The sequence below is a fragment of the Sphingomonas sp. genome (genome assembly GCF_019746665.1).
Classification (GTDB): domain Bacteria; phylum Pseudomonadota; class Alphaproteobacteria; order Sphingomonadales; family Sphingomonadaceae; genus Sphingomonas.
Window position 1 is genome coordinate 301,457 of record NZ_JAIERS010000005.1, and the last position, 14,433, is coordinate 315,889.

At 65.0% G+C, this 14,433-nt stretch carries 10 protein-coding genes; 7 read left to right on the top strand and 3 right to left on the bottom strand.

What is annotated here, in order from left to right; translation table 11 throughout:
- Positions 1 to 11 precede the first annotated feature (11 nt).
- From K2X73_RS04325 to K2X73_RS04340, 4 genes are all read left to right on the top strand, one after another.
- Positions 12 to 1,451: an EAL domain-containing protein gene (locus K2X73_RS04325; RefSeq protein WP_294108879.1), complete on the top strand. Its 1,440-nt coding sequence runs from the start codon at positions 12 to 14 to the stop codon at positions 1,449 to 1,451.
- Positions 1,451 to 3,889: an ATP-binding protein gene (locus K2X73_RS04330; protein ID WP_294108880.1), complete on the top strand. Its 2,439-nt coding sequence runs from the start codon at positions 1,451 to 1,453 to the stop codon at positions 3,887 to 3,889. Before K2X73_RS04325 ends, K2X73_RS04330 begins: the two co-directional genes overlap by 1 nt.
- A 65-nt stretch (positions 3,890 to 3,954) precedes the next feature.
- On the top strand, positions 3,955 to 4,341 hold the full coding sequence (locus tag K2X73_RS04335; protein ID WP_294108881.1) for a response regulator: 387 nt from the start codon (positions 3,955 to 3,957) through the stop codon (positions 4,339 to 4,341).
- 187 nt (positions 4,342 to 4,528) lie between these two features.
- Complete coding sequence (locus K2X73_RS04340; RefSeq protein ID WP_294108996.1) at positions 4,529 to 5,500, top strand: helix-turn-helix domain-containing protein; 972 nt, start codon at positions 4,529 to 4,531, stop codon at positions 5,498 to 5,500.
- Positions 5,501 to 5,511: 11 nt separating this feature from the next.
- Here the strand turns inward: K2X73_RS04340 and K2X73_RS04345 are convergent, their stop codons facing one another.
- From K2X73_RS04345 to K2X73_RS04355, 3 genes are read right to left on the bottom strand one after another with little or no spacing between them, the layout of a single operon-like run.
- Positions 5,512 to 6,165 carry a glutathione S-transferase family protein gene (locus K2X73_RS04345; RefSeq protein ID WP_294108882.1) on the bottom strand — a complete coding sequence of 218 codons (654 nt, stop codon included), beginning with the start codon at positions 6,163 to 6,165 and terminating at the stop codon, positions 5,512 to 5,514.
- 7 nt (positions 6,166 to 6,172) lie between these two features.
- The gene (locus K2X73_RS04350; RefSeq protein WP_294108883.1) at positions 6,173 to 9,760 is read right to left on the bottom strand and encodes a M1 family aminopeptidase; all 3,588 of its coding nucleotides are present in this window, start codon (positions 9,758 to 9,760) and stop codon (positions 6,173 to 6,175) included.
- A gap of 16 nt (positions 9,761 to 9,776) precedes the next feature.
- On the bottom strand, positions 9,777 to 10,676 hold the full coding sequence (locus K2X73_RS04355; RefSeq protein WP_294108884.1) for an ABC transporter ATP-binding protein: 900 nt from the start codon (positions 10,674 to 10,676) through the stop codon (positions 9,777 to 9,779).
- Between the two features lie 143 nt (positions 10,677 to 10,819).
- Between K2X73_RS04355 and K2X73_RS04360 the strand changes: the two genes are divergently transcribed.
- The 3 genes from K2X73_RS04360 to K2X73_RS04370 all read left to right on the top strand — a co-directional run bounded on the left by K2X73_RS04360 (position 10,820) and on the right by K2X73_RS04370 (position 14,430).
- Entirely contained in the window at positions 10,820 to 12,427 is a 1,608-nt protein-coding gene (locus K2X73_RS04360; protein ID WP_294108885.1) for an FAD-dependent oxidoreductase, read from the top strand.
- A 73-nt stretch (positions 12,428 to 12,500) separates the two neighbouring features.
- A complete protein-coding gene (locus K2X73_RS04365) occupies positions 12,501 to 13,430 on the top strand; it encodes a DnaJ C-terminal domain-containing protein (protein WP_294108886.1) in 930 nt (309 codons plus the stop codon).
- A gap of 49 nt (positions 13,431 to 13,479) precedes the next feature.
- Entirely contained in the window at positions 13,480 to 14,430 is a 951-nt protein-coding gene (locus tag K2X73_RS04370) for a YihY/virulence factor BrkB family protein (protein ID WP_294108887.1), read from the top strand.
- Positions 14,431 to 14,433: the final 3 nt, after the last annotated feature.

Genomic DNA, 14,433 nt, shown 5'->3' on the forward strand with positions numbered 1-14,433 from the left:
TTGCACGCTTGATGGTGCGTCCGCAGGAACCCGGCTGGGATTGGTCCCAAAATGAGACGTGGCGCCACGCGCTGTTCGCGTCGGCCTCGCCACTCGCCGTGCCGCGTCGCGAATCGATCGTGTTCGATGCCCCGTTCATGCGCCGGCCTTTGGCTGGCCGCCGACCGACCGCCATGGGCACGCCCGACCCTGATGGCGGAACCAAGCCGATCGATCCCTGGCATTTCCTGCTGCTGGTCGAGATTGGCAATTTCGCCGTCCTGCGTCGTCATCTCGGCGCGCCGCGGGCGGATTGCCTGGTGCTCGACGTCGCCGATCGCGCCGCCGAACTGCTGCCTCAGGCGCGGCTCGCGGTGGTTGGCCGGACGATGATCGAACTGAGGTTCGAGGGCGGCGAGCGCAGTGATCTGAACCGCGCGGCCGCCGATCTGGGGCAGTTGTTCGCGCCACCGTTGACGCTTGACGGCGAGCAGCATCAAGTCGAGCTGCTGATCGCGGGGGCGGCCGCCCCCTGCGCGGCGCTCGACGATGTCCGTCTGGTCGAGGAAGCCGAGGCGGCGCTCGCGACCGCCCGCTGCGAGCAGCGTACTGTGCTCCACGAGGTTGGCGAGCGCGATGGCGGTTTCGATCGGGTCTCGCTGATCCGCGACTTGAGCCGCGCGGTCGACCGCGGCGAGCTATTCCTGCAATATCAACCCAAAGTGCATCTGCGCCGCCAGGAGATACGCTCCGTCGAGGCGTTGGTGCGCTGGCAACATCCAACGCGCGGCCTGGTTCTGCCCGGCCACTTCATCACGGTCGCCGAAGAGGCGCGGCTGATCGGCCCGATCACGCTGTGGACGCTGGAGCGCGCGATCGCCGATCAGCGGCAATTGGCCGAGAATGGCCATGACCTGATGGTGTTCGTTAACATCTCCGGCCAGTTGCTTGCCGATGCTGCTTTTGTCGCCCGCGCCTGCCAGATGGTGCAGGGGGCGGGCAACAAGATCGGACTGGAAATCACCGAAACCTCGGTGATCCGCGATCCACAGACCGCGATCGGGCATTTGAAGATCTTCGCCGACATGGGGATAACGATCGCGATTGACGATTATGGCGCCGGCCTGTCATCGCTTGCTTATCTCAAGCAACTGCCGGCGCGCGAACTGAAGATCGACAAGATGTTCGTCATGCAACTGACGGGTAGCAATCGTGATCCGCTGATCGTGCGGTCGACGATCGACCTTGCGCACGCGATGGAAATGGAAGTGACCGCTGAGGGGGTCGAAACGCCGGCGGCGCTTGCCCTGCTGAGCGTGATGGGCTGCGACATGGCGCAGGGCTTCCTGATCAGCCGGCCGATCGGGATGGCGGCATTGATCCACTTCCTGAACGAAAAGCAGCATCTGAACATGGTCGCCGACCCCCGCGATGCTTTCAACCGCGGGGCGAGTTTCTGGAAGAGCGCGTGATGTCGCGGCTGTTAAAGCGCATTATTCTGGGAATTGCCGCCGCACCATGCGCCATCGTACCGCAAGACCTCGTGCGAGCTGATACCCCTGATCATAAGCAATTCTTCGCGAACAGCGTCGCCTATGAAAAATACCTAGACGGCGCTAAAGCCGCGATGCGTACCGATCCAGCCACGGCCTTCAAGCAAGCCACCCAGGGCGAACGGCTCATCCGGAAGATAAGTCCACTACCCTCACAAAAACTTGCTGAAGCTCTTTGGCTTGAAAGTGAGGCTTCCCTCAGACTTAATGATATTCAGAAAGCAGCGCCAAGGATCAACGAGGCGCTACATATTGTTGGTAATGATACTAAGCTAACCAAGCTTCGCGGCGATCTTTTGCTTACTCATGGCGGGATCGCTACCGCACAGGCCGATGCCACGCAAGCCTTGACCGATTATCAAAAGGCTCACAATATATTTAGAATACTTGGAGAGGTTAGAAGCCAATCCATTGCGCTGCAGCAGATTGCATCATTATATAGAGACGGAAACGACTATGAGATGGCCTTGAGATATGATGCTGAGGCCGCTGATCTATATCCTGGGGATGACAATCTAACGATTGCCACTTCAAATAATCGCGGCAATTCATTAACCGCTCTAGGGCGGTATGATGAGGCTATCAAACTATACAACGTAGCTCTTAAAGTGGCGCAAGGTATGAATAGTGCCATGGCCAGTGCTCGACTTTTGGCGAACAGAGCTCGAACTGAACTAAAACAAAACCGCATTAATGCTGCCAGATATTCGGTGGCCTATGGGCTCAAATTTGCTCAAAGGCCGGAAGCGGCGCACTTGGCACCGATCTTGACGTCGATAGCCGCTCAAGCTTCGTATCAGCAGGGAAACCTAAGAGACGCGATTAGCTTAATCAACCGCGCCTTTACCGGCATCAACCTGTCTGAAACCTCGATCAATTTCGCGGAGGCCCACGAAACCGCCTATCGCATCTATCGCGCCGTTGGCAACGAGCGGCTCGCGCTGCGTTATCTCGAGGCGCTGAAGCGGATCGATGACAAGGCGACCAAGCTCGCCGCGTCCACCAACACCGCGCTGATGGCGGCCCGGTTCGATTATGCCAACCAGAACCTCAAGATCGCCAATTTGAAGGCCGAGGAGGCGCGCAAGCAGCTCGCGTTCGAGCACGCTCGCGCCCGTACCCAGCAGCTCATGTCCAGGGGGCTGGGGATTGTCGGCCTGGTCGTCGCGGCGATGCTCACCACCGGCTTATTGCTGCTCCGGCGCAGCCGCAACGAGGTGCGCGCCGCCAACGCCGATCTCGCCGCGACCAACGCCCGACTCGAACACGCGCTGAAGGCCAAGACCGAGTTCCTGGCGACCACCAGCCACGAAATCCGTACCCCGCTGAACGGCATCCTCGGCATGACGCAGGTGATGCTCGCCGATCAGGCCCTGCCAGCGCCGACGCGCGATCGGTTGGAGGTGGTGCAAAGCGCCGGCGTCACCATGAAGGCGCTGGTCGACGATATTCTCGATGTCGCCAAAATGGAGACGGGCAATCTCACGATCGAGGAAGTGCCGGTCGCGCTGCCGGCGCTGCTCCGCGATGTCGCCCGATTGTGGGACGAGCCGGCGCAGCAGCGCGGCCTGGGCTTCTCGGTGGCGCTGGATGGGCTCCCAGACTGGGTGAGCGGCGATCCCGGGCGCGTGCGGCAGATCGTGTTCAACCTGTTGTCCAATGCGATGAAGTTCACTCGCGAGGGTCATGTGACGCTGCGCGCGAGGCTGAGCGACGAAATGCTGGAGATCGCCGTCACTGATACCGGCATCGGCATTCCGCCGCACAAGCTGGACGAGATTTTCGAGGCTTTCCGTCAGGTCGATGCCAGCACCACGCGGCGCTATGGCGGTACTGGCCTGGGCCTCGCGATCTGCCGCCAGCTCGCGCGCGCGATGGGGGGCGATGTCGTGGTCAGCAGCCAGCCGGGCGAGGGATCGCGCTTCGTCTTCACGTTCCCCTATCGCGCGACGCATGCGCCGATCGCGGCAAGCGCGCCGCGGCCGACTTTGGTGATCGTCGATCCGAACCCGATCGCGCGGGCGATGTGGCAGGCGGCGCTCGCGCCCGAGGCTGGGGCGGTGGCCGTTGTGGCGACGCTCGCCGAGGCCGAGCCGCTGATCGCCGAACATCTCCCCGAACGTGTCCTGATAGACGACGCCGCGCTGCCCGAATCGGGGGCGGTGGTGCTCGATGCGCTCGCCGAACGGCTGCCGACGGGCGCCGTCCATTGCCTGGCGCGCGCGCCGGAGTTCGCTCCTTCTGGCAAGATTACGGTCGTCGCGAAGCCCATTACGGGTGCGGCATTGCGCGAAATCGTCTATCGTCGTTCGCATCGGCTTGCGTCGTTTGAAACGCTTGAATCGCACGCTGCTTGAGGCGATAGAGCACCAGTGATGGATATAAGTAATACGCCTGTCATCGGTGCGAGGGACGGATCGGCATGAAAATCCTCTTTGTCGAGGATGACGCGATGAACCGGCGGGTCGTGCAGGACATGCTCGACGTGGCCGGCGCGCGCATGACCGGTGCCGACAGTGGCGAGCGCGGACTGGAATTGCTCGACGCGCACGACTTCGACGTGGTGTTGATGGACCTGCGAATGCCGGGCATGGACGGCATGACCGCGATCCGGCACATCCGGGCGCGCGCCGATCACAAGGCGGCGCTGCCGGTGATCGTCATCACCGCCGACACCGCCCCCAATCTGCGCGATGAATGTCTGGCAGGCGGTGCCGACGAGGTACTGTTCAAGCCTGTCGCGATGGACTCCTTGTTCGACGCTATCGGCCGCCTGCTTGCCCTCAAGGGCCGCACGATGCCGCTATAGCGCCTGTCTTGCCGCGCGATACTTTGTCCAAAATTGCGGTATTCCAATAAAAATGGTGCCCTATCGTCTTGCGGGGGTGACCAGAAACGTTGGGAAGATGGTCTCGCCGCCGGAGCGTCGTTAACTAACCCCCTGGAATGTGCGGGGTGGAGTTGGCGTAATGGATGGGTAGTTCGTCGATCGGCTGCTGCGGACACTGGATGTGTCGATCGATGCCTTTGCAGTGTGCCAGGCGGAGCGGGGCCAGAAGTTAGTGATCCCGGGGGTGCCCGAGATCGAGGTTCATTACGTCCTTACCGGCACGCTTTACCTCGAAACGCCGGAGGCGGGGATGATCATCTGCCCGGCTGGCAGCGTTGTTCTTGTGCCGCCTTTTACCCATCAGACGGTCGCGGCGGATCAAGGGCCGCACGAGGCTCCTCGCAGCGTGGATTTCGGCGATAAACTGGCGAACGGGATGCTGCGGTTCGACGCTACCCGTTCCGGCCGGGCGGACCTGCGCTTCGTGTGCGGCACCATCACCGCCAATATTTCGGGTTCGTTCGGGCTGCTCGATACGGTGCGGCGGCCGATCGCGGAGAATCTGGGTGGCGAGCCGATCGTCCAGCTCGCTTATCACATGATGCTGGCGGAAATGGCCAAGCCGGGGCCGGCGTCGCGGGCGCTTACCAGCGCGCTGATGAAGCTATGCGTGCTGATGTTGCTGCGCCGGCATTTTGGCAGCGGAGAGCGCGAGCCGCAGCTGCTGTCCACTATGCGCGACCCGCGGCAGGGCAAGGCGGTGACCGCGGTGCTCGACCGGCCCGCGGCGCGCCACAGCGTGGCATCTTTGGCGGCCGCCGCGGGGATGAGCCGATCATCCTTCGCCCGCGAATTCGGCCTGGCGTTCGGCATGAGCCCGATGGCGTTCGTCGCGCGCACCCGGCTTCATCAGGCGGCCGACATGCTGCGCACCACCAATGTGCCGGTGAAAGTGATCGCGGCGACCATCGGCTTTTCGAGCCGTAGCCACTTCAGCCGGGCGTTCCGCACGCTGCATGGCGTCGATCCAAGCGCCTATCGTCGTGGCAAGGGCGAGCCGGTGCCAGCGCAGCCGCCGGTACTCGAAGCGATGCTGGGCGCGCCTCATCAAGCGGCGAAGATCGCCGCTGTCGGCTGATCGCGATCGGGTCAGCCGGTCGGCTGGCTTTCCAGGAACAAGGCATGTTGCGCGGCGAAGGCGCGTTGATAGGCCGGCCGCGCGGCGCCGCGCGCGACATAGGCGGCAAGTGTCGGGTGCTGCGCGAGCAATCCACCCGGCTCGAGTCGGCGCAGCACCGCGATCATCAACAAGTCGCCGGCGCTGAAATCCACCTCCAGCCACTCTCGATCGCCGAGCCAGGCGATCAGCGGGCGGAGTTGCGCGTGGACCCGCGCTTCGACCAGCGGCATCCGCCCCGTCGCCCAGGGCTCCCCCGGTTCGATCAGGCGCGCGGTCGACAGCTCGAAGATCGGCGGCTCGACGGTGTTGAGCGCGGCGAACATCCAGGCGATCGCCCGCGCCCGGCCTTGCGCATCGCGCGGCAGCAGCACCCCGTGGCGCTCGGCGATGTGCAGCACGATGGCGCCGGTTTCGAACAGCGCGAGGCCGTCTTCCTCATAGGTGGGGATCTGCCCGAACGGGTTCAGCGCCAGATGCGCCGGCTGCTTCATCGCCTCGAACGACAGCGCGCGGACCTGATAGGCCAGCCCCGCTTCCTCCAGCGCCCAGCGGACGCGCATGTCGCGCGCGAGCCCCACGCCGCGATCGGGCGAATTGGCGAAGGCGGTGATGGTGATCGTCATGGCGGGTCTACTCCACGGCGATCACATTATCATCGGGGTTGCGATCGATGAACTTATTATAGGGGTCCACCCCGACAAAGGCAGGCTTCTTGGCGGAGATCAGCCGCACCTCCTGCGCGCCGTTCGCCAGCGGCCGGCGTTCGAAGGCGATCACGTCCTTGGCGCTGAACGCGCCGAGCCCCGGTCGGGCCCCGAACAGGCCGAGATCGGCTTGGTCGGCGAAGCGCGCCTTGGTCTCCTGCCCACGGCCATCGGCGTAGAATTTGGCGGTGCTGAGCTTCAGCACCGTCTCGTACCGGCCATCGGGCAGGCGCCGCGCTTTCGCGCTTTGCGCCTTCAGATCGTAAAGGGTGATGCGTTCGAGCAGATCGCTCACCAGCTCGCGCTCTTGGTCGGTGCGTGCCAGGCTCTTGAAGCCATCGACCAGATCGGTCGAACGGGCATAGGGCGCGCCCTTGAAGCGATAGCGATCGAGCAGCTTGGCGAGCATCGCGTTCACCCGTCCCTCGCCCAGCCGGTCCTGCAGCAGGTACAGCACCACCGCGCCCTTGCGGTAATGGATATAGGCCTGGTTCTCGACGCGGTTGAGCGGCAGTTCCTCCACCGCTTCGCTGCCGCGCGCGCGCAGATAATTGTCGAGCTCGTACTTCAGGAAGCGGCGAATCTTGTCCTCGCCATAGAGCTTCTTCATCACCATCAGCGCGGAATATTGCGCCATGCTTTCCACCAGCATGGTGCCGCCCTGCATGTCGGCGCTGATCAGCTGGTGCGCCCAATATTGGTGGCCCAGCTCATGCGCGGTGACATAGGTGGGATAGTCGATGCTGTCCGGGTTGCGGGCGTCGGCGATGAAGCCGATCCGCTCCGAATAGGGAATGGTGCCGGCGAACGCCTGAGCGAAGGTTTGATAGCCGGGGAATTCGATGACCCGGGCATAATCGAACTGATAAGGCCCGAAATTCGCACGGTAATAGTCCAGCGCCGCCTTCATCGCCCTCAGCATCCGATCGACGTTGTAAGGATGCTTGGCGTCGAAATAGATGGTGCCCTTCACCCCGCCGCCGAGATCGGCCGAGCGTTCGGCATAATGCGCCGATTGCACCGAGAAGAACGCCAGGATCGGCGCGCCCGAAACGAAGCGCGCGGTGCGCCGCCCATTGGCGACGCTGTCCGCCACCCGCCGCCCAGGCGCGATCGGCGTCTGATCGGCCTCGGTCGTCACGGTGATGTCCGAACGGACCCAGCTCGCATTGGCGATATAGTTGCGCGCGGTGGCGTTCAGGTCTTCCAGCTTGGCCGGGCGCAGTTCGGCGGGCAGTCCCTGGCGCCGTCGCGCGACGCGGTCGCGCAGCAGATTGTCGCGGCTCATGCCGACGATGGGCGCAATCGTGAAGTTATTGATGAAGCTGCCATTGTCGACCACCGAGACCTGATCGCCCTGGGCACGGAATCCCCGCTGCCAAGCACGGGTCGCGAAGCTGACCGGCAGTGTGCCCCCGGGAGCGAGCGGCGTTTTGAACCGATAGATGCGGTAGCGGTCGCGCGCATTGTTCATCGCCAGCGTCGCGCCGGGCACCCGCATCGACAGGATGTCGATATTGGGATCGAGGAACCGCAGGTGCAGTTCGCCGAGCGGCGCGCCGGTATCGTTCACCAGCCGATATTCGCCGCGCGCCTCCACCCGCTTATCGTGCGGGTACAGATCGACGTTGAGCTTGATGTCGGTCGTGGAGGGCTGCTTCACATTTTCATAGCGCAGATAGTGGCGCTCGTAATCGGCGAGCCGCTTCTCCTGGTCCTGCTGGGTACGATATTCGTTCAGGACGTTGGTGTTGTAGAAGATGAAGCCGCCGGCGCTCGCCGCGGTCGCGGCGCCCGCGCCGATCAGCACGCCCGGCACGCCGACCAGCCGCCGCGGCATCCGCGCCACGCGCGCGCCCAGGCTCACCTGCGTGCCCCGCCGCCAGAGCAGATGCGCGAGCGTCGCCAGGATCAGCGCGATCGCGCCCCAATAGAGCCGCAGCCACCAGCCCATCGCCCCGCCCACCCGGTCGCCATTCATGTCCGACAGGCTGACATTGCCGGTCGAACCGTAGGTATAGAGCGGATGTTCGAAGCCGATATTGCCCAGGGTGATCGTGGCCACGAGGTAAATGACCATCACCCCCCAGCCGAGATATTTGTTCGGCACCAGCGCTTGGACGAACACCGCCAGGATCGCGAGCAGCAGCATGTCGACGCTGTTGGGGAGCAGCATCCACCAGAAATAGCCGCCCAGCGCGAGGTCGCTCTGCCCACGCACCAGCTGGACGAAGATGCCCGCGAGCATCGCGATCACCTGGGTCGAAAACAGCACGGCCGCGACCGCCGCCACCTTGGGCACGAGATAGGCCCAATTGGGGAGCGCGGTCGCATCGACGATTTCGTGCATCCGCTTCTCGCGGTCGCGCCACACGAGTTCGCCGGCATAATAGACCGCGATGATCAACGGGACGATCGAGAAGCTGCCGTTAAGTACCCCTATGATCGAGAAGGTCAGCGGCAGCGGCGGCGTGCCGTAGAGGTCGCCGCTCACGAACAGCGCGGCGGTCGCGTTGAACAGGCCGAGCAGGATCAGGACGAAGAAGGCCGGGCTCTTGAACACCTGCGCCATTTCGAAGCGCATCCGCGTCGCCATGCGCGCGCCGCCAGCGGCGGCGGGGCGGGGGGCGGGGAGGCGATCGACGGTGCGCGCGGGCCTCGCCGCGAGCTTCGCCTCGCGCCGCGCCAACCGCTTCAGCTTTTTGGCGGAAACGCCGGGGGCGACGAAGTTGAAGCGCCACTGAGCGAAGCCCAGCGCGAGCAGGGCGATGCCGAGCATGATCGCGCGGTTGGCGAGCAGCACGCCGCCGATCGGCGGCACCAACCGGTTTGCCTCCGCCGCCGTCCAATAGCGCGTCGCCTGCGCGAAGGCGCCGATCCCGAAGGGTTCGATATAAGCGATCGTCTCGCGCAGCTGGGGCTGGGTGCGCACCGTCGCCGTCAACGCGAAATACAGCACCAGGAACACGACGACGCCGACATAGCTGTACGTCATCGACCGCGTGACCGTCGCGACCGCGAAGAACAGCGCCGCGGTCAGGATCATGTCGGGCAGCGCGAAAGCGAAATAGGCGTAGAGATACGCCGCCGGCAGGTTCGGCCCCAAAGTTTCGCGATCCACCCAGGGCATGAACGAGCCCAGCCAAATCGCGAAGGGGACCACTAGGAACGCGATCGCCGCCGCCGTCAGCGCGCCGGTGAAGCGGCCGAGCAGATAGGCCGCTTTCGACACGCGTGTGGTGCGCACCATCGATCCGAAGCCGCTTTCATCGTCTCGCACCACGGCGTTGGCGACGAAGGCGGTGGTGACGAACATGTAGAAGATCGACAGGATCAGCTGCGTCTGGACGATCGAGAAGGGGCTGTTGCGGTGGATGTTGCCGCCGCCGCCGATGCGGATCTGCTCGATCGTCACCGAGCCGAAGGTCAGCAGGAAAAACAGGATGGCCACCGCCCAGAAGACGGGGTTGCGGAGCTGGTAGCGCAGCTCGAAACGCGCGATACTCGCGAACATCGGTCCGGTCTCCCGCTCAGGCCGCTTGGGCGGTGGGGGTGGCGGGGCGGCGCGAGCGGGCAAGGGTCGCGAAATACACGTCCTCCAGCCCGCCGCTCACGCTTTCGAAGCCATCACCAGGATCGCTCTCGCTCAGCACGTGGATCACCGTGCGGCCGGCGAACAGGCGGGTCGAGATCACCTCGTAGCGCGCCTGATGCGCTTCGAGCGCGGCGCGGTCGATCGTCTTCGCCCACACGCTGCCACGGCTGCGCGCGATCAGTTCCAGCGGGGCGCCTTCCAACTGGATGCGCCCGCCGGCGAGCACCGCCATGCGCGGGCACAGATCGGCGACATCCTCGACGATGTGGGTCGACAGGATCACGACCACCTGCTCGCCAATCTCCGCGAGCAGGTTGAGGAAGCGGTTGCGCTCTTCGGGATCGAGCCCGGCGGTGGGTTCGTCGACGATGATCAGCCGCGGGTTGCCGATCAGCGCCTGGGCGATGCCGAACCGCTGCCGCATCCCGCCCGAAAAGCCGGCGATCGCCTTCTTGCGGACGTTCCACAGATTGGTCTGGTTGAGCAAAGTCTCCACGGTATCGCGGCGTTCGCTCTTGCTGGCGATGCCCTTCAGCACCGCCATGTGATCGAGCATGTCGTAGGCGGAGACGCGCGGATAGACGCCGAAATCCTGGGGCAGATAGCCAAGCTGTTCGCGCAGCCGCTCGGGCTCGGCGATCACGTCGATGTCGGCGAAGCGGATGCTGCCACTGCTCGGCGTTTGCAGCGTCGCGACCGTGCGCATCAGAGTCGACTTGCCCGCGCCATTGGGACCGAGCAGTCCGAACATGCCCGTCGGTATGGAAAGGCTCACATCGTCGAGCGCCCGCGTGCCGTTGGGATAAACATGGGTAACATGGCTGAGTTCGAGCATCGTTTCTTCCCCGCAAAGACTTTGGGAAACGCTAACCGGCGGTGTGTTATCTGTCTATAGCAGAAATGATCGCTCCCCGCGCTTGGCGCGCCTTGCGCGGCGCTGCTATGGCGGCGCGGCCCCATCGGGCGGGAGAGACGATCATGGAAACCATCGCCGGCGATCTGCGGCAGATGCGGCGCACCCCGCTCCACCCCGAACATGTCGCGGCGATGCGCGCGGCGGGGCGGACGGTGGACTATCCCCCCGGCACCGTGCTCGCCGATCCGGGCAAGCCGATCGACCGCTTCACTTACGTGGAGGAAGGCGAGATCGAGGTGTTCAACCCCTTCACCGGCGAGCGTCATTTGCCGAGCTCGCTGGGTCCGGGCCAGTTCATGGGCGAGATCGCCTTCCTGAACGCCGGCAACTGGTCGCTGCCGCTGCGCACCTGCCGCCCGACCCGCGTGATCGAGGTGCCGCGCGAGGCGATGCTCGCGCTGATGGCGCAAACGCCGGAGATGAGCGACATCATCCTGACGGTGCTCGCCGCGCGCCGCCGCCGCCAGCTCGACGAGCAGGACAGCGCGCTGACGCTGATCGGCGAGGATGAGGATGTCGCGGTGCGCCGCGTCGCAGAATTCGCCAGCCGGAACAAAATTCCCTATCGTTCGCATCCGCTGGGCAGCGAGGCCGCGCGCGCCGCCGCCGCCGACTGCGAGACGCCGAGCGACCGGGCCGGCGTGATTTTCGGACGCGGCCAATGGATCGAGGAACCCACGACCCGCGTCGTGGCGCAGCTGCTCGGCCTCGACATGGAACTGAACGAGGAGCACGCGTTCGACGTGCTGATCGTCGGCGGCGGTCCGTCGGGGGTGGCGGCGGCGGTCTATGCCGGCGCCGAAGGGCTGCGCGCGCTGGTGGTGGAGGATCTGGCCGTGGGCGGCCAGGCCGGTACCTCCAGCCGGATCGAAAATTATATGGGCTTTCTCACCGGCATTTCGGGCGCCGATCTGGTGTGGCGCGGGGAAGTGCAGGCGATGAAGTTCGGCACCCGCTTCGTGATGCCCTATCGCGTCGCCTCGCTCGATCAGCTGGAGGACGGCGCCTTCTGCGCGACGCTCGACGATGGGCGCCGGGTGCGCGCCCGCGCGGTCGTGGTGGCGACCGGGGTGCAATATCGCCGCCTGCCGCTCGCCCGGCTGATCGAGTTCGAGGGCAAGGGCGTCTATTATGCCGCGACCGAGATCGAGGCGCGCTATTGCCGCGAAACCGAGGCGGTGATCATCGGCGGCGGCAATTCGGCGGGGCAGGCGGCGATGTACCTCAGCCGCAGCGCGCGCTGCGTGCGGCTGATCGTGCGCGGCGGCTCGCTCGCTGCGTCGATGTCGAGCTATCTCAGCGAGCGGTTGGAGGCCGCCGACAATATCAGCATCGAATATGAGAGCGAGGTGGTCGCGCTTGACGGCGATCACAACGGGCTCACCGCCGTGACGATCCGCAGCGCCGGGCGGGAAGACCGGATCGTGCGCACGCGCGGGCTGTTCGTGATGGTGGGAGCGGCGCCCAACACCGCCTGGCTATCCGATCTGGTCGAGCTCGATCCCAAGGGCTTCATCGTCACCGGCCATGGCTCGGCCTATGCCACGTCGCGCCCCGGCATCTTCGCGGTGGGCGACGTGCGGGCGGGCTCGGTGAAGCGCGTCGCGGCGGCGGTGGGCGAGGGATCGGTGGTGATCTCGAAGGTCTGGGATTTCGTGAACCGGGGGTAGGGCGGAGCCCATGAGCGCCCGCCATTTGCACCCGCTGCCCAAATCCCCCAAATAGGCGGGAAAGAGGGACCCAATGGCTGATCCATACCAATTGCTGGGCGTCGCGCGAGGCGCGAGCGAGGCTGACATCAAGAAGGCCTATCGCAAGCTCGCCAAGGAGCTGCACCCCGATCGCAACACCAACAACCCAAAGGCCGCCGAACGCTTCAGCCAGGTGACCCAGGCCTATGATCTGCTGTCCGACAAGGACAAGCGCGCGCGCTTCGATCGCGGCGAGATCGACGGCAACGGCAATCCGATGAACCCGTTTCAATTCCGCCAGGGGCCGGGCGGTGGCGGTGCGGGATTCCAGCCGGGCGGGTTCGAATTTTCGGGCGGCGATTCTTCCGACTTCGGCGACATTTTCGAAGGGTTGTTCGGCGGCCGGCGCGGCGGCGGTGGCGGCGGTTTCGCGAGCGGCTTTGGTCGGCGCCCATCGCCCAAGGGCGCCAATGTCGCCTATAAGCTCGCGGTGCCGTTCGTCGATGCCGCGACGCTCAAGGCCCAGCGGATCGCGCTACGCGACGGCAGTACGATCGACCTGAAGCTTCCCGCCGGGTTCGAGAGCGGTCAGCAGCTCCGCCTCGCCGGCAAGGGCGATCCCGGCCCGGGCGGCCCCGGCGACGCGCTGGTAACGCTCGATATCCTGCCGCACCGCTTCTTCACCCGGGATGGCGACGATGTCCGGCTCGACCTGCCGGTGAGCCTCGCCGAGGCGGTGCTCGGCGGGCCGGTGAAGGTGCCGACGGTCGAAGGCCCGGTGATGCTCAACATCCCCAAGGGATCGAGCTCGGGCAAGGTGCTGCGACTGAAGGGCAAGGGCTTTCAGGGCAAGGCCGGGCGCGGCGACCAGCTCGTCACCCTGCTCGTCGATCTCCCGGTGATCGACGATGCCTTGGTCGAGTTCGTCCAACGCTGGGGCGCGCGCGATCAAGGCAATCCCCGCGGCAAATTCGATGGGTGAACGGGCGCGGGGTAACGCGCGCCACTTTCGGGCGTTCTGAGCACCGGTCATGCAGCATCTCTCCGCCCGCTCGCCCGAGGAACGGCGGCTTCACCCCGAACGCGGGCTGAAGCTCGATCGCCGGCTCGCTTTCATGGCGCCAGGCAGTTACGCGCGCGAGGTGCTGGCGCGGGTCACCTCGGGCGTGCTGGCGGACGGCTTTATCCATGCCGGCAATCTTGCCTATCTTTCGATCCTGACGCTGTTTCCCTTCTTCATCGTCGCCGCCGCCGTCGCGCGGCTGGTGGGGCGGACGGAGGAAGGGTTGCGCACGGTCGAAACCTTTCTGCGCACCGTGCCGCCCGAGGTGGCCGGCGTGCTCAAGACGCCGATCTCCGACGTGCTCGCCGCGCGATCGGGCTCGCTGTTGTGGCTGGGGGCGATCGTCGGGCTGTGGTCGACCGCGAGCTTCGTCGAGACGATCCGCGACATTCTGCGCCGCGCTTACGGCGTCAAGTCGATCCGGCCGTTCTGGCATTACCGGCTGTGGTCGATCGCGCTGATTGTTGTGTCGCTGGTCATGGTGCTGCTCGCGTTCAGTTTGCAGGTGACGTTGATCGCGGTGGAGCAGTTCATCATGCGCGTGCTGCCGTTCGCGACCGGCGCGCTCTCGATCGTCTCGGTCACCCGGCTGGCGCCGGCGGTGGCGCTGTTCGGCGCGCTTTACATGCTGTTCTACTCGCTCACCCCGCCGCAATATCGCGATAGCCAGGCCCCCAAATGGCCGGGCGCCGTCTTCACCGCGAGCTGGTGGCTGGCGGTGACGACCGCGCTGCCCTTCGTCCTCGCCAACTTCGCCAATTACGACATGACCTATGGCAGCCTCGCCGGGGTGATGATCGCGCTGATCTTCTTTTTCCTGGTCGGGCTGGGGCTTGTCGTCGGCGCGCAGCTCAACGCGGCACTAGCCGAAGCCGAGGATCAGGGCGTAAGGAGCGACGATTTCGACGGGGAGGCCTGAGCC